General features: G+C 37.5%; 21 protein-coding genes. 13 read left to right on the top strand and 8 right to left on the bottom strand.

What is annotated here, in order from left to right:
• Nucleotides 1-8 precede the first annotated feature (8 nt).
• The 5 genes from EI546_RS01630 (at nt 9) to EI546_RS01650 (ending at nt 5748) form a co-directional block, all read left to right on the top strand.
• Nucleotides 9-3287, top strand: a complete 3279-nt coding sequence (locus EI546_RS01630; RefSeq protein ID WP_128248907.1) for an efflux RND transporter permease subunit — start codon at nt 9-11, stop codon at nt 3285-3287.
• Between the two features lie 52 nt (nt 3288-3339).
• Nucleotides 3340-3645: a hypothetical protein gene (locus EI546_RS01635; RefSeq protein ID WP_128248908.1), complete on the top strand. Its 306-nt coding sequence runs from the start codon at nt 3340-3342 to the stop codon at nt 3643-3645.
• Between the two features lie 555 nt (nt 3646-4200).
• On the top strand, nt 4201-4407 hold the full coding sequence (locus EI546_RS01640) for a YgaP family membrane protein (RefSeq protein ID WP_164905148.1): 207 nt from the start codon (nt 4201-4203) through the stop codon (nt 4405-4407).
• A gap of 190 nt (nt 4408-4597) precedes the next feature.
• Nucleotides 4598-4897, top strand: coding sequence for a ribosome hibernation-promoting factor, HPF/YfiA family (gene hpf, locus EI546_RS01645; RefSeq protein ID WP_128248909.1), 300 nt, complete (start codon nt 4598-4600; stop codon nt 4895-4897).
• A gap of 14 nt (nt 4898-4911) precedes the next feature.
• The gene (locus EI546_RS01650; protein ID WP_128248910.1) at nt 4912-5748 is read left to right on the top strand and encodes a universal stress protein; all 837 of its coding nucleotides are present in this window, start codon (nt 4912-4914) and stop codon (nt 5746-5748) included.
• Between the two features lie 120 nt (nt 5749-5868).
• Here EI546_RS01650 and deoD read toward each other — a convergent pair whose 3' ends face one another.
• The 5 genes from deoD to EI546_RS01675 form a co-directional block, all read right to left on the bottom strand.
• A complete protein-coding gene (deoD, locus tag EI546_RS01655; protein WP_128248911.1) occupies nt 5869-6570 on the bottom strand; it encodes a purine-nucleoside phosphorylase in 702 nt (233 codons plus the stop codon).
• Complete coding sequence (deoC, locus tag EI546_RS01660) at nt 6554-7228, bottom strand: deoxyribose-phosphate aldolase (protein WP_128248912.1); 675 nt, start codon at nt 7226-7228, stop codon at nt 6554-6556. Before deoC ends, deoD begins: the two co-directional genes overlap by 17 nt.
• Nucleotides 7228-7530 carry a thioredoxin gene (gene trxA / locus EI546_RS01665; RefSeq protein ID WP_128248913.1) on the bottom strand — a complete coding sequence of 101 codons (303 nt, stop codon included), beginning with the start codon at nt 7528-7530 and terminating at the stop codon, nt 7228-7230. The genes deoC and trxA overlap by 1 nt, the downstream gene beginning before the upstream one ends.
• A 121-nt stretch (nt 7531-7651) precedes the next feature.
• Nucleotides 7652-8515 carry a DUF3298 and DUF4163 domain-containing protein gene (locus tag EI546_RS01670; protein ID WP_128248914.1) on the bottom strand — a complete coding sequence of 288 codons (864 nt, stop codon included), beginning with the start codon at nt 8513-8515 and terminating at the stop codon, nt 7652-7654.
• Nucleotides 8516-8589: 74 nt separating this feature from the next.
• The gene (locus EI546_RS01675; RefSeq protein WP_128248915.1) at nt 8590-8994 is read right to left on the bottom strand and encodes a hypothetical protein; all 405 of its coding nucleotides are present in this window, start codon (nt 8992-8994) and stop codon (nt 8590-8592) included.
• A 113-nt stretch (nt 8995-9107) separates the two neighbouring features.
• On the opposite strand from EI546_RS01675, the gene EI546_RS01680 reads away from it, so the two are divergent.
• The 3 genes from EI546_RS01680 to EI546_RS01690 all read left to right on the top strand — a co-directional run bounded on the left by EI546_RS01680 (nt 9108) and on the right by EI546_RS01690 (nt 12479).
• The gene (locus tag EI546_RS01680) at nt 9108-10343 is read left to right on the top strand and encodes a PAS domain-containing sensor histidine kinase (RefSeq protein WP_128248916.1); all 1236 of its coding nucleotides are present in this window, start codon (nt 9108-9110) and stop codon (nt 10341-10343) included.
• The gene (locus tag EI546_RS01685) at nt 10344-11387 is read left to right on the top strand and encodes a response regulator (protein ID WP_128248917.1); all 1044 of its coding nucleotides are present in this window, start codon (nt 10344-10346) and stop codon (nt 11385-11387) included.
• Between the two features lie 252 nt (nt 11388-11639).
• Nucleotides 11640-12479 carry a universal stress protein gene (locus EI546_RS01690; protein ID WP_128248918.1) on the top strand — a complete coding sequence of 280 codons (840 nt, stop codon included), beginning with the start codon at nt 11640-11642 and terminating at the stop codon, nt 12477-12479.
• Nucleotides 12480-12799: 320 nt separating this feature from the next.
• Here EI546_RS01690 and EI546_RS01695 read toward each other — a convergent pair whose 3' ends face one another.
• Entirely contained in the window at nt 12800-13045 is a 246-nt protein-coding gene (locus EI546_RS01695) for a hypothetical protein (RefSeq protein ID WP_128248919.1), read from the bottom strand.
• 231 nt (nt 13046-13276) lie between these two features.
• Here EI546_RS01695 and EI546_RS01700 point away from each other — a divergent pair, with 231 nt between their 5' ends.
• From EI546_RS01700 to EI546_RS01720, 5 genes are all read left to right on the top strand, one after another.
• Nucleotides 13277-14122 (top strand): universal stress protein, encoded by an 846-nt coding sequence (locus EI546_RS01700; RefSeq protein ID WP_128248920.1) that lies wholly within the window; start codon nt 13277-13279, stop codon nt 14120-14122.
• A gap of 88 nt (nt 14123-14210) precedes the next feature.
• On the top strand, nt 14211-15059 hold the full coding sequence (locus tag EI546_RS01705; RefSeq protein WP_128248921.1) for a universal stress protein: 849 nt from the start codon (nt 14211-14213) through the stop codon (nt 15057-15059).
• Nucleotides 15060-15077: 18 nt separating this feature from the next.
• Nucleotides 15078-15929, top strand: coding sequence for a universal stress protein (locus tag EI546_RS01710; protein WP_128248922.1), 852 nt, complete (start codon nt 15078-15080; stop codon nt 15927-15929).
• A gap of 67 nt (nt 15930-15996) precedes the next feature.
• Complete coding sequence (locus tag EI546_RS01715) at nt 15997-16848, top strand: universal stress protein (protein ID WP_128248923.1); 852 nt, start codon at nt 15997-15999, stop codon at nt 16846-16848.
• Nucleotides 16849-16852: 4 nt separating this feature from the next.
• A complete protein-coding gene (locus EI546_RS01720) occupies nt 16853-17707 on the top strand; it encodes an ATP cone domain-containing protein (protein WP_128248924.1) in 855 nt (284 codons plus the stop codon).
• A gap of 30 nt (nt 17708-17737) precedes the next feature.
• Here the strand turns inward: EI546_RS01720 and EI546_RS01725 are convergent, their stop codons facing one another.
• Together EI546_RS01725 and EI546_RS01730 are read right to left on the bottom strand one after the other, a co-directional pair.
• Nucleotides 17738-18151 (bottom strand): hypothetical protein, encoded by a 414-nt coding sequence (locus EI546_RS01725; protein WP_240673140.1) that lies wholly within the window; start codon nt 18149-18151, stop codon nt 17738-17740.
• A gap of 543 nt (nt 18152-18694) precedes the next feature.
• Entirely contained in the window at nt 18695-19183 is a 489-nt protein-coding gene (locus EI546_RS01730) for a hypothetical protein (RefSeq protein WP_128248925.1), read from the bottom strand.
• Nucleotides 19184-19190 lie beyond the last annotated feature (7 nt).

Genomic DNA, 19190 nt, shown 5'->3' on the forward strand with positions numbered 1-19190 from the left:
CAATAGAGATGAAGGACGGTATAGCAGGCAGGATTGCCAAACTTTTTATAGGCTCAAAGCTTACGGTTTTACTGATGATCGTGTTTATGGTCATTGGAGTTTACAGTTCGTTTTTGATTCCTCGCGAGGAAGAACCTCAGATTGACGTGCCAATGGCAGACATTTTTGTGGGCTATCCAGGAGCGAGTCCAACGGAAGTGGAATCCAGGGTAGTAAAACCCTTGGAAAAATTGGTTTCCAATATTCCCGGAGTTGAATATGTGTATTCTACATCATCCAAAGAAGGAGCGATGGTAATAGTGCAATTCTTTGTGGGAGAAGATATAGAACGTTCCTTCGTAAAACTCTATAACGAAATGAACAAGCATATGGACAAAATGCCTCCGGGCGTAACCATGCCGCTTGTGAAAACCCGTGCGATTGATGACGTTCCAATGTTGGGACTCACATTATGGAGCGAAAATTATGACGATTTCCAATTAAAGCAGATTGCCGATGTACTGACGCAAGAAATTGAAAAGGTGGAAAAAGTTTCTGCCACTCAAAAAATAGGAGGTAGAAACAGGCAAGTGAGAGTTGTACTTGACAAAGATAAATTGGCCGCCAGTGGACTGGATTTCTTGGGAGTGTCTGAAATAATTAAAGCAAACAACCAGCAAATGAGCTCGGGTAGTTTTGATAAGATTGATACCGAGTTTTTAGTCACTACCGGAAATTTCCTAAAAACAGCTTCGGATGTTGAAAATATAGTGGTTGGAGTTCAACAAAATCAGCCGGTTTATTTAAAGCAGGTTGCCACTATAAATGATGGTCCTGAAATACCCAGTAAATATGTTTCATTTGGTTATGGCGCAGGAAGTGAACTCGCTAACGATTTCAGATCAGAATATCCAGCGGTAACAATTTCCGTGGCAAAACGAAAGGGAGCGGACGCCATGAAAATTGCTGATGTTATTCTTGATAAGGTAGATCATTTGCGAAGCAACCTGATTCCTGATGATGTTCACGTAGAGGTTACCCGAAATTATGGTGAAACAGCATCCCAAAAAGTTTCCGAATTGCTGATGCACCTTATGGGAGCAATCTTGGCAGTGACCATGGTCGTTATGTTAGCAATGGGATGGCGTGGTGGATTGGTAGTATTTCTTTCAGTGCCAATTACCTTCGCATTAACATTATTGAGTTATTACTTGCTCGATTATACGTTGAACAGAATTACACTTTTCGCCCTGGTATTTGTTACGGGTATTGTGGTTGACGACTCCATAATTATTGCGGAAAATATGCACCGCCACTTTAAGATGAAACGCTTGCCGTTTAAACAAGCCGCCATTTATGCCATTAACGAAGTAGGAAACCCAACAATACTAGCTACGCTGACAGTTATTGCCTCAGTTTTACCAATGGCCTTTGTCTCGGGATTAATGGGTCCATATATGTCACCTATGCCAATTGGAGCGTCTATCGCGATGATTCTATCATTGTTTGTCGCCTTGACGATTACTCCATATTTGGGTTATATATTTCTCCGTGAGAAAGAGAGACCTGCCCGCCGAGGTGGGAAGGGAAAGAAACCGAAAGTGGAGAAAACTTTGGAAGAAACTTTTATTTACAGAATCTATTCAAAATATGAAACACCGCTTCTAGAAAACAAAAAAACACGGATTCTGTTTTTGGGAATTACGGTTGTTATGCTTTTCGGCTCTGTGATGTTATTTTTCACCAAATCTGTTGCAGTAAAAATGCTGCCTTTCGATAACAAGAATGAAATGCAAGTGGTAATCGATATGCCCGAAGGAACCACGTTGGAAAGAACAGCTGTGGTAGCTAAGGAAATTGGGCAGTATCTTTCCACTCAGCCTTTAGTAGTGAATTATCAAAATTATGTTGGTACGTCTGCACCTATAACCTTTAATGGATTGGTGCGGCACTACGACCTTCGAGGAGGAAGCAATATGGCGGATATTCAGGTAAATCTTATTGACAAGGGTGAAAGAAGTATTCAAAGCCACGGTATTGCCAAGCAATTACGACCTGGAATTCAGGAAATTGGTAAAAAATTTGGAGCCAATGTGAAAATTGTAGAAGTCCCACCTGGACCACCTGTTCTTTCCACCATCGTTGCTGAAATCTATGGTCCAGATTACGATCAACAAATTGCGGTTGCAAAGCATGTCGAAAACATTTTGAACGATACAGAAGATGTGGTAGATGTGGACTGGATGGTAGAGGCAGACCAGAAAGAGTACGAATTTGTAATTGATAAAGAAAAGGCGATGCGCTACGGTGTGGCTCCGCAACAGATTGTGCATACTATGAACTTAGCGCTTTCTGAAAGACCACTAACTCAACTATATGACGAAAAAGTTACCGAGCAAGTGGGAATATTGCTCTCTTTAGCCGAAAAGGAAAAGTCCACCTTACAGGATATCGCACAGTTAAAAATTGCTTCCAAACAAGGAAATATGGTTTCTGTGGGAGATTTGGTAGATATTCAGGAGACTATTAGAGCCAAGAGCATTTACCGCAAAAACCAAAAACGTGTAGTTTACGTTTTAGCTGATATGGCTGGGGAACTTGAAAGTCCTGTTTATGCTATTTTGGGAATGACCGATAAATTGAATAAAATTGAATTACCCGTAGGTTATAAAATGAATGAACTCTATTTAGGACAACCTGAATATGAAGATGATTTCACTGTAAAATGGGATGGAGAATGGCAGATAACCCTAGAAGTATTCCGCGATTTGGGAATTGCATTTTTGGGGGTAATAATCATTATCTACATTTTAATTGTCGGGTGGTTCCAAAACTTCAAAGCTCCAATTGTAATGATGGTAGCCATTCCATTATCATTAATAGGAATTGTACTCGGCCACTGGGTTTTGGGTGCGTTCTTTACCGCAACTTCCTTTATCGGAATGATTGCCCTCGCTGGGATAATGGTGCGGAATTCGGTGCTCCTAATCGACTTTATAAATCTAAGAACAGCCGATGGTATTCCCCTAAAACAAGCAGTAATTGAAGCAGGCGCAGTACGAACTACTCCTATTCTTTTAACAGCGGGAACAGTAGTAATTGGAGCATTTGTAATTCTATTCGATCCGATATTCCAAGGTCTTGCAATATCGCTTATGGGTGGGACTATTGTATCTACGGTGTTGACATTGTTGGTCGTGCCATTGGTTTACTATATGATTGAAAGAAAAAATCATCCGGAACCCGAGATCGTTGTTCAAAATGAATTGGAAAATACTGATCCGAAAGATGAACCTTTTCTTGGATAATGACTCCTTTATAGAGCACAAACAAAAATCAGAAACCAGAAACATTTTTATTATGAAACTATTAATTGTAACCGTCGTGGACCAATTTGAGAAAGAAGTGCTGCGGCTTTTCAAAGAATCGAGTATAGAGAGCTATAGCGGCTCTGATATTGAAGGATATAAGAATGGTTCTTCTTTTATGATGAATGCCAGTTGGTTTCCATCAGAAAAAAGCGGAGCAGATAGTTTGCTTTTTTTCTCCTTTACAGAGGATAAAAAAATAGATATATTCTTTAGCCTAGTAGCACAATTCAACGAAAAATTGGAAACCAATAATCCCATTCACGCGGTTGTGGTTCCCATTGAAAGGAGTATATAAACCTAAACAGAAATTGAAATCGAAATCGATGCTTCGGCTCCGCTCAGCAACCGGAAGAAATTGAAATTGAAGATGAAGTCGAAGTCGAATTTGAGCGGGAATGCAATTTTCAGCATCCGAATGGCTCCCTTTAGGGTTGGGGTAGCAACTTCAAATTTATAGCGGACCATTATTCCCCCTTCGGGGGGCAGGGGGACCAACCTATGCTTCGGCTCCGCTCAGCCACCGGTAGATTTCGAAATCGAAATCGAAATCGAAATCCAAATCGAAGTTGAAGTCGAAGTCTAATTTGAACGGGAATACAATTTTCAGCATCAGAATGGCTCCTTTTGGGGTCGGGGTTGCTATTCCGAATTGAAATCGAATTTGAAGAAATTTGAACGAATCATTGTTTCCCCTTCGGGGGGCAGGGGGACCAATCGATGCTTCGGCTCCGCTCAGCAACCGGGAAGAAATTAGAAATTTAAAACGGACTATTATTCCCCCTTCGGGAGTAGGGGGGACCAACCCAAATCAACAACTGAATCCATTTTTTAACCTTTAAAATTCCATATTATGATTAACAGATATATCCGTGTTATTGCTGGTGTCTTTATTTTGATCAGTCTTTTATTAGCTATTTATGTCAATATCAATTGGCTATGGTTCACTGCTTTTGTTGGCTTCAATTTACTTCAATCTTCTTTTACGAACTGGTGCCTTATGGAAAAAATCCTGAAGAGAATTGGCGTGAGGGAAGAGGGCGGTAGTTGTTCTATCTAGTTTTTTGTTTCAAATGATTTCTAATGATTTGGCCCCTTTTTCTAAGGAAAGCATATTTTTTGAAACAATTTGGTTAAAAGACCAATCATTCCAAGGGCTATATTTTATTTACCTTTAATATGATTTTGGTCATTTCCATTATTTAAATTTAAGGGTATCTTTGAGGAAGTAATTATAAAATAGGAATTATATGACCATCCACATTCAGTATGTAAAAATGCCCACGAGTGAGTCGATGAGTGAATATGTAGAGAAGAGACTTCAAAAAATTGCCGATAAGTACGATTGGATTATCCGTGCTGAGGTAAGCTTCAAAATGGAAAACAACGTTTACGGAAAAGGCAACATCTGTGAGATAGAACTCAGCCTTCCCGGTCCAAAGATATTTGCTTCTTCGAAAGATGCATCCTTTGAAGCTGCCGCAAAAGAGACTATTCTCGATTTGGAACGACAGTTGAAAAAGAAGAAAGCCAAGATGACAACCCACTAAAAATAAGAGTAACAATGAAAAAAATATTAGTTCCCGTAGATTTCTCAAAACATTCTGAAAATGCCCTAGAAGTTGCCGCAGCAATTGCTAAAAAGCAAGATTCCGAGATTGTGGCGCTTCATATGATGGGTCTCAATGACGCTGTGGTAACCCGAAATCAATCAAAAGAAGTCTTTGAAGCCATGTATTATATGAGACTGGCCGAAACAAGGTTTGCCGAATTATTGGATAAGGATTATTTAAAGGGTGTAAAAATTACCGATGCCGTACACAACTATACAAATTTCAGCGAAATCAATGATATCGCAAAGGAAATGAATATAGATCTAATTGTTATGGGCTCACACGGAACCACTGGAATGATGGAAGTTTTTGTAGGAAGTAATACTGAAAAAGTGGTCCGTACTTCTGAAATTCCCGTTCTGGTAATTAAACATCGTTCGGAAAATTTTAATCCGAAATCCGGAATTTTTGCCTGTGATTTTCTTGCCAATGCTATAGGACCGTATAAGCGTGCAAGACGAATTTTTGATATGTTTGGCATCGATATGCAATTGTTGTACATCAATTTGGCCGGGGACTTTAGAAGCACACGCGAAATTGAAAAACGTATCCTGAAATTTTTGACCGATGCAAACGATCCAAATCCATTAAGGACTTTGAACAATGTGGTTCAGTATAACGACTATTCGGTAGAGGCAGGAATTTTTGCATACAGCCAAGTGGCCAATGCAGATATTATTGCCTTACCTACGCAAGGGAGACAGGGCTTGGCCCACTTTTTTTCCGGAAGTATTGGAGAGGATGTGGTAAACCATTCCGATTTGCCGGTAATGACATTTAGAGTTTAGTTAATTGGCTATCGACTTCAATTAACGTAAAAGCAGGAATCCTCTTTTGGTTCCTGCTTTTTTCATTGTTTGTTCCGAAGTAAAAGACGTCCCTTAATTCCAAGTATTCCTGAACTATTCTTACGGAACCGTGTTTAGGGCAATCTCTATCATTTGTGAAAAACTGCCTTCCCGTTCTTCCGCCGTCGTTTGCTCGCCGCTTACCAGTGAATCGGAAATGGTTAAAATAGCTAAGGCTTTTACTTTATGCTTTGCGGCGATGGTATATATTCCTGCAGCTTCCATCTCGACGCACATTACCCCAAAATCTGCCCATTTTTTGTAGTTATCAAAATTATCTTCGTAAAACTGGTCGCTTGATAGAACATTTCCTGCTTTTATTGGAATATTTTTTTCCCTTGCATATAGAGCTGCTTTCATAAACAGTTCATAGTCGGCAGTAGGAGAGAAGTCGCAGTTTACAAATCGCGTATTGTTAATTCCCGAAGTTGAAGAAGCAGCCATGGCAATTACTATATCACGAAGATTAATATCCTTTTGGTAGCTTCCTGCAGAACCAACCCGAATCAAATTTTTTACTCCATATTCATTGATAAGTTCATGACAGTAAATAAGAGCAGAGGGAATTCCCATTCCCGTACCTTGAACTGAAACCCGTTTCCCTTTATAGGTTCCTGTATAACCCAACATCCCTCGAACTTGGTTATAACATTTTGCATTCTCCAGAAAGGTTTCCGCAATCCATTTGGCACGCAATGGATCGCCAGGAAGTAATACGGAATCAGCAATTTCGCCCGGCTTGGCCTCAATATGTACGCTCATTATCTTCTTTTTTCGATCCTCCAGATACAATTTCAACTCCGGAAGAAGTTCCCAGACGGCTCACGCCCATTTTTACATATTTTTCGGCCGTGGCTGCATCTTTTATACCGCCTGATGCTTTTACTTTTAAGTTTTTACCTACAGCATCAAGCATTATTTTAACGTCGTGTTCCGTTGCACCGCTTGAACCAAAACCCGTAGACGTTTTAACATAATCTGCGCCACCTTTTATAACCAACGTACAAGCAGTTTTTATTTCATCGTCAGATAGATAGCAAGTTTCAATGATAACCTTTAAAACCTTATCTCCAATAGCTTTTTTAACCTCTTCGATTTCCTTGGTTACTGCCTCTGTCCATTGACTCTTAAAAAACCCAATGTTCATTACCATATCAATTTCATCGGCTCCGTAATCGATAGCAATCAGTGCCTCACGAATTTTTGATTCGGGAGAGGAAGCCCCTAATGGAAAGCCTACTACAGTGGCGATTTTGACATTGGAGTTTTTTAATTTTTCTTTCGCCAAGGGGACATAGCTACTGTGGATGCAAATGGCATAAAATCCATATTTTATAGCCTCCTCACACAGTTTGTCTATATCTTCCGTAGTTGCGGTAGGTTTTAGAAGCGTATGGTCTATATTTTGATTAAGAGCCATTACTTTTGATGGTTTTTAATAATGGAAACCAAGTCATTTTTTTGCAAAACCCCGCTTTGTCTCCAAAGTTGTTTTCCGTTTTTAAACAAAATCATTGTGGGTACGCCGCGAACCTGAAACTGGGAAGCCAAGTTCTGATTTTTGTCAACATCTATTTTCACTATTTTTACGCTATCTCCTAAATCAGATTTTACGTCTTTAAGAATGGGCGCCAACATTTTGCAAGGTCCGCACCAATCGGCAAAAAAATCCACTAGGACTGGAATTTCAGAATTGATTATGTCTTTGAAATTACTTTTCATAACGTTCTCATTTTAGGTAAATCAAATTTTCTGATTGACTCAAATTAACAAAAATAGTTATTAAAACTTTTAGCCGTCTAAATCCTCTCTTTTCTCTGTTTACTTACCCACTGAAAACCACCTAAAGAATCAAGGGATTTCTCTTATGTTTCCTCAAAACGGGCATCAACATTTCTAACGGAATTTTAATAGAATAAGTTCCTGTGTACGAGGGGCAAATAACACAATCGTCGAAGTAGAATTCGGCTGCGTCGTCAGTAACTACAAAATTATTCTTGGCATCGAAGAAATTATCCGCTGAAATAGCCCAACAATCGTAATACATCTCGCCAGAATTTATTTTTTCGGCCAGCAATCCATTAAGGATTTCACGCAACTCTTCCTCAGATCCTGAATTGAAAAAATCCTCGTAATTCATAAAAGTCGACCGTTCCAGATCGAAATTCATAGTTTCAAAAGTATAGCTTGCGTGTGCAGCACCGGCATAGTGGTTTTCCTTATAAAATAGAATACTCAATAGACGATCGTTCAGGTTGTACACCTTATATTCCACAACCCATTTCTCATCACCGTGAGGGATACCCAAGGAATCACAGAGCCGTTTTTCTTCTCTTATTTGTTTCTCGATTCCCTTTATATTAAGGTAGTGGTTGTCGATATATTCGTTAAAGTTGGCGTAGGATGGTTTTATCTTTTCATTCAAATATGGATATTGAAAATCGATGGTAAGATTGTCATCCTTCTTTAAAAAAGATTTAGATATCAACAAACTTTCCAGTTCTTCCTTCTGATCTTTTTTATCAAGTAGTTCACGGCGCTTGAGATCTAGGAACCTAACTTGCAACAAATCCTTATCGGAAAGTCTAAGAGAATCGGCTTTCTGAAAAATGCTGTCTTCAACATCATTGTCAATCGGTTCTTTTCTTGAATCGTTTTTACAACTTACAAGAAGGAGGAGAATAAAAATGGGCAGTATAGATTTCAATATTATTTAATTTAGATCGTAAAAATAGCAAAACAATCTAAGTGCATAAAAGTATTAGCATTTCTTTGCAGGGGCTAGTCTTTAAGTATCTTCTTAAGTTTGGCCAACATTATCAATTCGCTCTTATTTTTTCCAGCAAAAGCATCTGCTATTACGTTGGCGGTTTCCCAAATTAATTGCTTTCTTTTTATGGTAAAAAGGTTTTCGTGGTCCTTTTTATAGTCGGCAAAGCTGTCAAAACAATCATTGGCATCCAACTCCTCATAATCAAACCAATCAAATACTATTTCAATTTGATAGACGGCATCGGTATGAAAAGGATCTTTATAGTTGTCCATGTTTTTCCATTGTTGCGATACAATATTTTTCAGTGCCGTATATTCTGCTTCCCTTACCACCTTGTCCGCGGCTGCAATGGCATAAAACAGTTCACCCATTTTCTGGTAAAAAAGAAGGGGAGGTTTTTGTGGTGTATCCATATTATTTAATGTTGGGGCGGTTTTAAAAGATGGTAAAACTATCAAGTTATTCCCTAGTATATTATGACATTAATCATTTCGATTAAAATGTTTAAAATACTTATTTTTGGCTTGTGAAAGTTTTGGAAGAAAAAAAGGACAGTATATTCAGAATTCTTTCTGAAGCTATATCCGAAGGTATAATAATCGTTAATGAATCCCAGGTAATTGTCACTTCCAATGAGGCGGCGGACAGGATGTTCGGTTATAAGCAAGGTGAACTATTGGGTGAGAATCTGAATGTTTTAATTCCTATGGGTTATCATTCTGAACACACTGAAAGAGCCAATGAATATCTAAAAAAGAATGATCCGCGTCAAATGGGCCACGGACGCGATCTTTACGCCCGTAAAAAGGATGGTAGCATTTTTCCTGTTGAAGCAGGGCTCAACCCATTTCTTATTAATGAAATGCGTTATGTAATGGCACTCGTAACAGATATTTCGGTTCGCAAAAGCCATGAAATTCAGATTGTGGAGCTTAACAATCAGCTAGAGCAAAAAATCCAGAGACGTACGGCTGCTCTTCAAAAGAGCGTGAGCGAACTGGAAGCTGAAGTAGGTCGTCGTGTAGAGGCGGAACATAAAATATCTGAATCCCTGAGGAAGGAACGCGAACTTGGAGAATTGAAAACTAAATTTTTATCCCTCGTTTCACACGAATTTAAAACTCCCTTAAGCGGTATTCTTACTTCGGCTGTACTTGTATCAAAATATACCGAGTCCGAACAACAGGACAAAAGAGATAAACATATTAAGACGATAAAGAGCAAGGTAAATTATCTCAACAATATTTTAAACGACTTTTTATCTATTGAAAGGTTGGAATCGGGCAGGGTTACCTTTAAGCTTGAGACCTTTCCGCTTAGTAAGGTTATAAATGAAGTTATTTATAATGCCAATATGCTTCTCAAGGATGGGCAAAGGATTACTTATCCCAAAAACATCGATGATATATTTTTAAATTTTGATGAGAAAATCTTAGAACTTTCCTTGACCAATTTAATCAACAATGCCGTAAAGTATTCTTCTGAATTTTCTGTTATTGATGTGGAAGTAGAGCAGTTCGAAAATGAACTTGCTATTAAAATTAGTGACCAGGGAATTGGTATTCCGGAAAAAGATCAAAAGTTTATATTCAACAGATATTTTAGAGCTGAAAATGCATTATTAAATCAGGGAACTGGAATTGGTCTGAACATTGTAAAAAGTTATTTAAAGAGTCTAGGCGGAAAAATCACTTTTAAAAGTGAAGAGAATAAGGGGAGTGTTTTTACCATTTTTATACCTAAGGAAAATAAAGATATTTAGATGAAAACAATATTGTTAATTGAAGATGACACCGCACTACGCGAAAACACCGCCGAACTTTTGGAGCTTTCAGGATATAAGGTTGAAACAGCCCCAAATGGAAGGATAGGTATAGAGAAGGTAAAACAAACCAGTCCGGATATTATTATATGTGATATCATGATGCCGGAAATTGACGGCTACGGGGTTTTGGAAGCGGTTACTTCTCATGAGAGCTCGGCCCATATTCCCTTTATCTTTTTGTCGGCAAAAACGGAACATAAAGAAATTAGGAAAGGAATGGATATGGGTGCAGATGATTATCTGACCAAACCATTTGACGAAGAAGAATTGATAAGTGCGGTGGAAAGTCGATTGGCAAAGGCGCAGATTATTGCGAGCAGAGAAAAAGCAGTGGCTCCAGAAAACGAAGAGTCTTTAAGAAATCTCAACCAATTGAAAAACTATTTTTGCGATGAGGGGGAGGAGATCAGCTTTAAAAAAGGAGAGGAAATCTATCGTGAAGGGGATCACTCCAATAGACTTTATCTTATTTTAAAAGGGGTTGTGAAAACCCATACAATGGATCATAATGCCAAAGAGCTCATTACTGGTCTTTATAAAGCCGATGATTTCCTCGGATTTACCACTTTTGATGAAATTATTCCCTATTACGAAACTGCTACTGCGGTAGAAAATTCGGATTTGGTGGGAATTCCGAAAAAGCAATTGGTGGAAATTCTGAAGAATAGTCAGGAAATATCCTTGGAGCTTATGAATTTACTTTCAGACAATCTTTCTGAGATTAAAAAGCAATTGCTACGTATGGCCTATAGCTCAGTTAGAAAAAAAACTGCGGCTACAATTCTTCAATTTGTAGAAGTAATGGATGTGGCCCCAGAAGTTCCAATCCGTATTTCTAGGAGTGATCTGGCAACCACTGCGGGTATTGCTACAGAAAGTTTGATCCGAACTCTTTCCGATTTTAAGAGAGACGGATTGATAGATATTGAAGGTCGTAATATTCACATTGTCAATCCTGAAGGATTGCGACAAATGGAATAGCAAGGAGCTCAAGTCTTTTTAAAACACTATATCAAGTATTCTTTTATTCGTTTTACTTCAAATCTGATTTTTGTCATTTCCTACATGGGTTTATACCGATAGTTTTGTCGTAAACTAGGTGAGGTAAGATTTTCCATTCCAGTTTTACAATATTGGGAAGTCTTCTTAATAGAAAATGCCGACAATGAACGGGATATTGACTCAGGGGAAGAAACCGAGGTTTCGGTTGGTTATAACGAATAAGATATAGAGATGAAAAATATATTAATGCCGACGGACTTTTCGGAAAATTCACTTAATGCCATTCGATATGCAATGGATTATTTCGCTGATATTCCTGTGAATTTTTACATTCTTCATATTTTACAAAAAGATGAGTCGGTTAAGAATGAAATGTCCGCTTCTTATGTGGATTCTACGAACGACAACCAAATAGTCCATAATCCTGCTTCACTTTTAAAAGAAGAAATCCAAAATCTTCAGACCCTCGCAAAAAATCCTTACCATAAATTCGTTCCATTATTAGAGCAAGCAATTTTAGTGGAAGCCATCAGAAAACAAATTTCAGAAAATGAAATTGATGTTGTTATTATGGGAACAAAAGGTGACTTGCAATCCAATTATGGGGAAATGGGAAGTCACACGTATGAAGTTATCACAAAGGTAAAATGTCCTATAATGGTAATTCCTGAAAACGCAACATTTGATGGAATTAAGAATATTGCGTTCGTGACCGATTATAACTGTATTTATAGGAACCGTGTAATTTCAACACTTTCTGAAGCGCTTCATCTACACCGTTCTCCACTTCGAGTGCTGAATATTAGATCCCGAAACACTGCTCTAAATACGGCCCAAACAGATAATAAGGGATTTCTGCATTACTTTTTTAAAGAGATAAAACACAGTTTCCATTTTTTGGAAAACCATAATGTTGAAAATGGAATCCAAGATTTTGTGGACACGTGGGAAATAAGTATGGTGGCCATTGTAGCAAAAAACCTAAATTTTATTCAAAGATTAATGCTACGTCCCACTTCAGGAGGGTGTAACTATCATACAGAAATTCCTTTTCTTGTTCTTCATGAATAAGCCGGTTTCTATAAGCCAGGGTTTAGGATATAGAGTACCTTGTTTTCCCGAAACAAAATTTACCTAAATTTCGCTCAATTATTCTCTTTCTTTTTAAGAGCTCTTCTGCTCATTAACACCGACAGGATTATCGCAACGTTGCCAATGATTCCATTATATGGTCCATGAGGAGGAGTGTAATTAAAGTTTTATTGAGAAATATTATAGATCATAAGACCGATGCTTTCAATTATTACAATATAGGCTAAAATATATTTTACCCTGTTCATTTAAATATTTCAAAAGGAAAGGCTCTGCTTTTATAGAGCCCATATGAGTCCTTAATCGGTATTTTCAAAATATCCCTCTTCTCTTCCAATAGGATGGTCTTCATAGAAATCCTTAAAAGTTTTTTTGGTTGTATAGTTATCAGTCAAAATTTTGTAAACCGAAATTACCAGAAAAATTTGACCCAATACCGTAATATAAAATATCCAGCTAAAGGGAATATCTAGGTAAATGAAAATGGTTAACATTAAGAGAATTAAAGAAGTTATTATGAGATAAGTAATGCCTGAAAGTTTCATGGTATTAATATTTTTAATCTTTCCTGAAAACACTCTTTTGGTTCACGAATAAATATTCATCATAGTATACCGCAGGTATCCAGAATATTGTATTAACCATTAAATTTACGAAAACGATCTAAAGACATCTCTTAAGACTTCCATAAAACCCTATAGGTTGTTGATAATTATCATATATTTCACATCTACGAATTGTTACCTTTACATAGAAATTTAAAAAAAAAGACCGCAATGCGAAAAATACTTATCCCAACTGATTTTTCGGAAAATTCCTTAAATGCTATTAAATACGCCACTGAGCTTTTTAAGCATGGACCTTGTGAAATCTATTTACTTCATGCGTTTTCCGATGCGGTATATGAGGCCAAGATTCAGTATGATGAATTGGATTTTGAAGACTTGCGGATTCGTACGCTAAAAGCCACAGAAGAATCACTTGAGGTCTTACAAATACAGGTTTTGGAACATTCTCCAAACCCCAAGCATTGCCTTCATTGTATAGCTGAATTTGGGATGCTCGTAGATGCGGTCAATGATGTGGTAGAAAAGGAGAATATAGACGTAGTGGTTATGGGCACTAAAGGGGAGACCGGCGACAAAAAGATTACCTTTGGTAGCAATACTCTTCAGGTTATAAAGTATGTAAAATGTCCCGTTTTGGCGGTGCCCGATGTTTATGAGGATGTCCATCCGCGACATATTTTGTTTCCCACGGATTTCCTGTTGCCCTATAAACGGAGGGAATTAAAAATGTTGGCAACCATTTCTAAAAATTTCGCTTCAAAAATCGAGTTTTTGTACGTTTCGAAATTCCCTGGTCTTTCATTGAGACAAAAGGATAATAAAAGCTTTTTGGAAGCTTCTCTTGCCGAAAACCAATTTCATTTTACCCAAACCAGCGATATGGATATTACCAGCGCCATAAACAAGTATATCGACGAAAATCCAGTAGATATGTTGGTTATGGTAAATACTCGGCATTCGTATTTAGAAAATATTCTTTACCAATCGACTATTGAAAAAATAGGATTGCAAATAGATATTCCATTTTTGGTAATGCAGAATTTGCCTCGTTAAAATCTTTACTATATTTTTAAATGCCCGAGGACTATTTTTTATGAAATTGGAAAATTGAGCGGGTAAAAATCAACAAATAAAACGCACAATGAAAAACATACTTGTCCCAACTGATTTTTCCAACAACGCCTATGCTGGTTTGTTTTATGTTTCCAAATTATTTGCAGAAGAAACTACTCGCATTACCATCCTTCATTCTTTTGAAGATGAATTGAGCAAACTTACCAGCCGAGTGGATGTAGGTAGATCTGAAGCAGTAATTAAAAGTCTATTCGAGCATTCCGATGAGGATGGTAATAAATTACTTAAAAAAATAAAACATGATACGGATAATGAGGATCATACCTACGAGGTTATCTCCACTCCGGCATCATTGACCCGTACCATCAATAAATTGGTTTCAACCGAGGGGATGGACTTGGTGGTTGTAGGGAGCAAGGGACGGACCGCTGCCGCAGATGTATTAATGGGGAGTAACACCACAAAAATTATTCAAAATCTAAAAGGATGCCCTCTTCTGGTCGTTCCACAGCAGGTGGAATTCGTAATTCCCTTGAATATCGCCTTTTCCACGGATTTTCTAGAGTTTTATCAACTTTCAAAACTAAAGCCAATCACCCGTTTGGTTAGGCACTTCCGGTCCCAAATTCATATCGTCCACGTTGGAAGAGAGGAGGAAATGACCGTCCTTCAAAAGCAAAACCTAGAGCATTTTAGAAATGATCTTTCGGAATATGATACTGAATTTCATTTTGTACCCAAAATGGGCAATGTTTCAAAAACGCTACATGAATTTATTGATGCCAAATCAATTGACCTGTTGTCCTTGGTATATCACAAACACGCTTTTATCAAAGCACTTTTCCGCGAGCCTGTAGTGAGTAATGTAGGTCGCCATACACACGTTCCTACATTGGTAATTCCAATTTCTATTTAATCCCAAAACTATTAAATTATGAAAAAACGAATATTGATTCCCACAGACTATTCCACAAATGCTTTTAATGCCATTAAATATGCATTGGAGCTTTATAAGGAAGAGAGTTGCGAATTTTTCATATTTCATAGTTATTACCTTTCAGGATTTTCAAAAGACAACCTTTTGACCCCGGAACCTACTGATGCGGAGCTGGAAAGAGTTCGTATTAAATCAGAACGGAATATGTCGAAACTAAAGGTGCAAATGAAAAGTTTTGAAGAAAACCCCCATCACTCGTTCCAATATATGGATGTGTTCGGTTCTTTTTATGATGTAATGGAAGAGACCGTAAAAAAAGAAAGTATCGAATTCGTCATTATGGGAACCCAAGGTGAATCTGATAAGAAAACCGTGGTTTTGGGAAGTAATGCCGTTAATGTTATGGAAAGGATAAGAACCTGTCCGGTAATGGCAATTCCTGCTACTGTTGCCTTTTCAAAACCGAATGAAATAGTTTTCCCAACTAGTTTTTTAACCGATTATAAAGAAACAGAATTGGATGTATTAAGAGAGATTTCACGTCTTACCGATGCTCCAATTCGAATTTTGCACGTTCAGAAGGACAAAAAATTGTCTAAGACGCAAATGAAGAATAAAGCTCTATTGGAATCTATTTTGGGTTCTGTGCCTCATACCTACCATACTCTTTACGATCTTGAGATAAAGGATGGCGTGCGCTCCTTTGTACAGAGCAGAGAAAGTGATATGATTGCTTTTATCAACAGAAAACACAATTTCTTTGGAAGTATTTTTTCCAATCCAATGGTCAAGGAACTTGGAAAATATTCCAATGTGCCATTATTGGCAGTACATGATGTGAAAAAATAAACTAATCTTTATTCCATAGAGATTTTTATTCTTGGGGAATAAAGAAAAATAAGCTCAGGTTTTGATTATGCCGAAAAACATTTTAATTCCATCCGATTTTTCATCTACTTCATTCAATGCTATTGAATATGCATTTGATCTTTTTAAAGAGTGTGAGTGCACTTTTTTCATTTATCATGCCTACTATATCATAGCTTCTTCACGAACCAATCCTATGTTTCCCGTGCCCGATGAGTATGAGTACAACCAAGCACATATAGAAATTGATACGAAAATGGAGGCCTTCCGCAAGAAAGTTTTATCTCTTTCACAAAATGAAAAGCATACGATTCATTTTGAATTTGAATATGGGTTTCTAGTAGAAAAGGTGAGCAAGAAAGTAAAAAAGGAAAAAATTGACCTAATAATAATGGGCACCCGTGGTACAACCCAGGATCGTGATATCGCCTATGGAAGGAACGCTATTGATGTAATGGAGAAAGTAAGGGATTGTCCCGTGCTGGCAATTCCTAAAAAGGTAAAATTTAAGTTCCCCGGAAAAATCGTTTATCCTACAGATTTTAAAAGTAACGTGGATATTAATGAAATAGAATCTTTTAAAACCATTGCTCGGATATCCAATGCATCTATCCAAATCTTTCATATTGGAAAAGAAGAAAATTTAAATCAAAAGCAAAAAGAAGGAAAAAAACAATTGGAAAATCATTTGGCCTCCTTTGAGTATTCTTTTCATTGGATTGAAAATACCAAACTGTTGGAAGGTCTTCTGGTGTTCGTAAAAGAACAGGAGGGTACAATGATCTGTTTTGTGAACAGAAAACATTGGTTCTTTTCGAACATTTTCTCAAACCCATTAATAAAGAATCTGGGTGTGGATACTACCGTACCTCTTATGGCTCTGCACGGTTCTTCCAGCTAATAAAATGGCAAATAAAGATAGTCCTATTGAGATAGTAAAACATTCTGGAGAACGGGTCGATTTTTCCATTGATATTTTAAAGGCTTCCCTTCGTAGAAGTGGGGCAAGCGAGGACTTGATAACTGAGATCGCTGCACGCGTTCAAGGTGAATTGTATCCTGGAATTTCTACTAAGGAAATTTATAACCGCGCCTTTGCTCTGCTCAAGAAACAGAAAACCGCCGTCGCTTCTAAATACAAACTGAAAAAAGCAATTTACCAACTAGGTCCAACTGGTTTTCCCTTTGAAAAATTTGTTTCGGCAATATTCAGTTATGAGGGCTACCAAGTAAAAACCGGACAAATTATGCAGGGAAAATGTGTAACCCATGAAGTAGATGTAGTTGCTAAAAAGGATGATGAATTTATCGTTGCGGAATGTAAATTCCACATGGATCAGGGTATTAATTGCAATGTGAAGGTTCCGCTTTATATCAATTCCCGCTATCGCGATATCCAGGATTTTTTCCGTGATTCAAATCCCGACAACATTCCTAACCAAGGTTTGGTTATAACAAATACCCGGTTCACAAACGATGCTTTGGATTATGGCAAATGTGCTGGTCTTCATCTCCTTAGTTGGGATTATCCTTTTGGAAATGGTCTAAGAGATAGAATCGATCGATTGGGTCTATATCCTGTGACGGTATCCACTATTTTGACCAATCGGGAAAAACAGTTTCTGCTCAGTCGCGATGTTGTCCTGTGCAGACAGTTAATAAATGATGATTTTTATTTGGATCATCTCGGTATTTCGGAGAATCGTAAAAAACGTATCCTAAAAGAAATCCATCTATTGTGCAATGGCCAAAACAATTAAATCTATTTTGAACTTGCGAGATGTTAATTCTCACTCAGGTTTATTATAGTTTTGCGGTCTTTTATTAATATCATAATAAATAAACCCAGAGAGCGAGAGCGTAATTAAAATTCTAAAAATCATCGCTCCTATAGTTCGATTTTCATAAGTTCCTCCTGACTGTATATGAATAAAGAACAATGCAAAAGTGTATATTAATAACAGCGCTACGGATAGCATGGCCCAGAACGCCCATATTCTGGACTTTATAAATCCGTAAGCGGCTATCAGATATATAAATCCAGCTGTAAGATTTGTCTTCACAATAAAGGATACGTAATTCCCCTGCTTTGCCCGAATCCCGAACCAATCGAACAGAACGGAACTGCTCATAAATATTGTTATTAAGGCAAGGGCCATTAATACAAATGTGACAATGATTTTAAAAATTTTGTCTTTCTTCATCTTTCCGGAGTGTTAATTTCAATATGAAGGGTTTTGGTATTTGGACATAATTATAGGTAACAAAATTTGTATTAATCAGAGTTCTATGAATGGGTGATTTCTCTGCTATTACAAAACAATAAAATTCACTAGGTCACTTCACTAATCGTGGAAAACTATTTCTCAAGCCTTAAAGCGTTTTTTAGAATCACTGATAGGTTCAGGGAAAACACCTATTTTAGGAATCATCAAATAACGATTACCCTCTTGATTATTTTTTACTTATCCCGGTCCAAAACATTTAGACGAACTGGCTTTATGGGGATAAGTCGAATATCTGTCTACCAAGGCTTTTCAGATTGATAATCTTCTTCCTTCATACATCTACAAATGGAGGTAAACCATTTCAATGTAAACTAATTATTGTTTTAAAAATTACATCTTGTGTGTTTTATTGATATGTCTTTCCGGAAATCTTTTGGGATTTGTTATAACCGCGTCCGCGTGCCGCCATTACCGTGGCGGAGCGCACGCGGTCTTATTTTCAAAAACCATATTTTTTGATTAGTTGAAAAACTTGAAATAGTTATCAAGGTTTTCTTTTATACTTTCAGTTATTTCCGAACCTCTCTCAGTGGTAGAAACTTTACCTAATTCATTTATTTTCTCGATTAATGGATGTAAAAAAATGTGGAGATTATCATGGGAAGGACCTTGCATCGTACATTTTTTTACCACATAGTTTTTCATCTCATTTAAATCCGAAGCCAGCTTATGATAGTCTTCGACGGTCTCTTTCTCATTACTTTTTATAAGATCGATCATTTTTTCTACTCCTTCGGTGGTCTCTGGATTCGCCTCCCATTTATTGCCCTTGTCGAGTTGAATTTCGTTTATCCACTCATTGCCCAATAAGTCGCCGTCTGTTTCGTGTGAATGTTCGTGGACCATTTCGGTAGCTTCAAGAGAATCCTTGGTTTCTTTATTCTTGTTTTCGTTACAGCTTATTAAAAGAGCTGAAAAGATTGCTACGGTTAAGATTGTTTTTTTCATAATTGGT

Origin of the sequence: Aequorivita sp. H23M31, from assembly GCF_004022485.1 — a bacterium.
Classification (GTDB): domain Bacteria; phylum Bacteroidota; class Bacteroidia; order Flavobacteriales; family Flavobacteriaceae; genus Aequorivita; species Aequorivita ciconiae.

Bases quoted from the DNA above. Each gene is read 5' to 3' on its own strand.
- EI546_RS01675 (WP_128248915.1), bottom strand. From the start codon at position 8,994: ATGGATACACCACAAAAACCTCCCCTTCTTTTTTACCAGAAAATGGGT.
- EI546_RS01720 (WP_128248924.1), top strand. From the start codon at position 16,853: ATGGCAAATAAAGATAGTCCTATTGAGATAGTAAAACATTCTGGAGAA.
- EI546_RS01725 (WP_240673140.1), bottom strand. From the start codon at position 18,151: ATGAAGAAAGACAAAATTTTTAAAATCATTGTCACATTTGTATTAATG.
- EI546_RS01710 (WP_128248922.1), top strand. From the start codon at position 15,078: ATGAAAAAACGAATATTGATTCCCACAGACTATTCCACAAATGCTTTT.
- EI546_RS01705 (WP_128248921.1), top strand. From the start codon at position 14,211: ATGAAAAACATACTTGTCCCAACTGATTTTTCCAACAACGCCTATGCT.
- deoD (WP_128248911.1), bottom strand. From the start codon at position 6,570: ATGAGCGTACATATTGAGGCCAAGCCGGGCGAAATTGCTGATTCCGTA.
- trxA (WP_128248913.1), bottom strand. From the start codon at position 7,530: ATGAAAAGTAATTTCAAAGACATAATCAATTCTGAAATTCCAGTCCTA.
- EI546_RS01650 (WP_128248910.1), top strand. From the start codon at position 4,912: ATGAAAAAAATATTAGTTCCCGTAGATTTCTCAAAACATTCTGAAAAT.
- EI546_RS01630 (WP_128248907.1), top strand. From the start codon at position 9: ATGAAGGACGGTATAGCAGGCAGGATTGCCAAACTTTTTATAGGCTCA.
- EI546_RS01730 (WP_128248925.1), bottom strand. From the start codon at position 19,183: ATGAAAAAAACAATCTTAACCGTAGCAATCTTTTCAGCTCTTTTAATA.
- EI546_RS01715 (WP_128248923.1), top strand. From the start codon at position 15,997: ATGCCGAAAAACATTTTAATTCCATCCGATTTTTCATCTACTTCATTC.
- deoC (WP_128248912.1), bottom strand. From the start codon at position 7,228: ATGGCTCTTAATCAAAATATAGACCATACGCTTCTAAAACCTACCGCA.
- EI546_RS01690 (WP_128248918.1), top strand. From the start codon at position 11,640: ATGAAAAATATATTAATGCCGACGGACTTTTCGGAAAATTCACTTAAT.
- hpf (WP_128248909.1), top strand. From the start codon at position 4,598: ATGACCATCCACATTCAGTATGTAAAAATGCCCACGAGTGAGTCGATG.
- EI546_RS01695 (WP_128248919.1), bottom strand. From the start codon at position 13,045: ATGAAACTTTCAGGCATTACTTATCTCATAATAACTTCTTTAATTCTC.
- EI546_RS01635 (WP_128248908.1), top strand. From the start codon at position 3,340: ATGAAACTATTAATTGTAACCGTCGTGGACCAATTTGAGAAAGAAGTG.
- EI546_RS01700 (WP_128248920.1), top strand. From the start codon at position 13,277: ATGCGAAAAATACTTATCCCAACTGATTTTTCGGAAAATTCCTTAAAT.
- EI546_RS01640 (WP_164905148.1), top strand. From the start codon at position 4,201: ATGATTAACAGATATATCCGTGTTATTGCTGGTGTCTTTATTTTGATC.
- EI546_RS01685 (WP_128248917.1), top strand. From the start codon at position 10,344: ATGAAAACAATATTGTTAATTGAAGATGACACCGCACTACGCGAAAAC.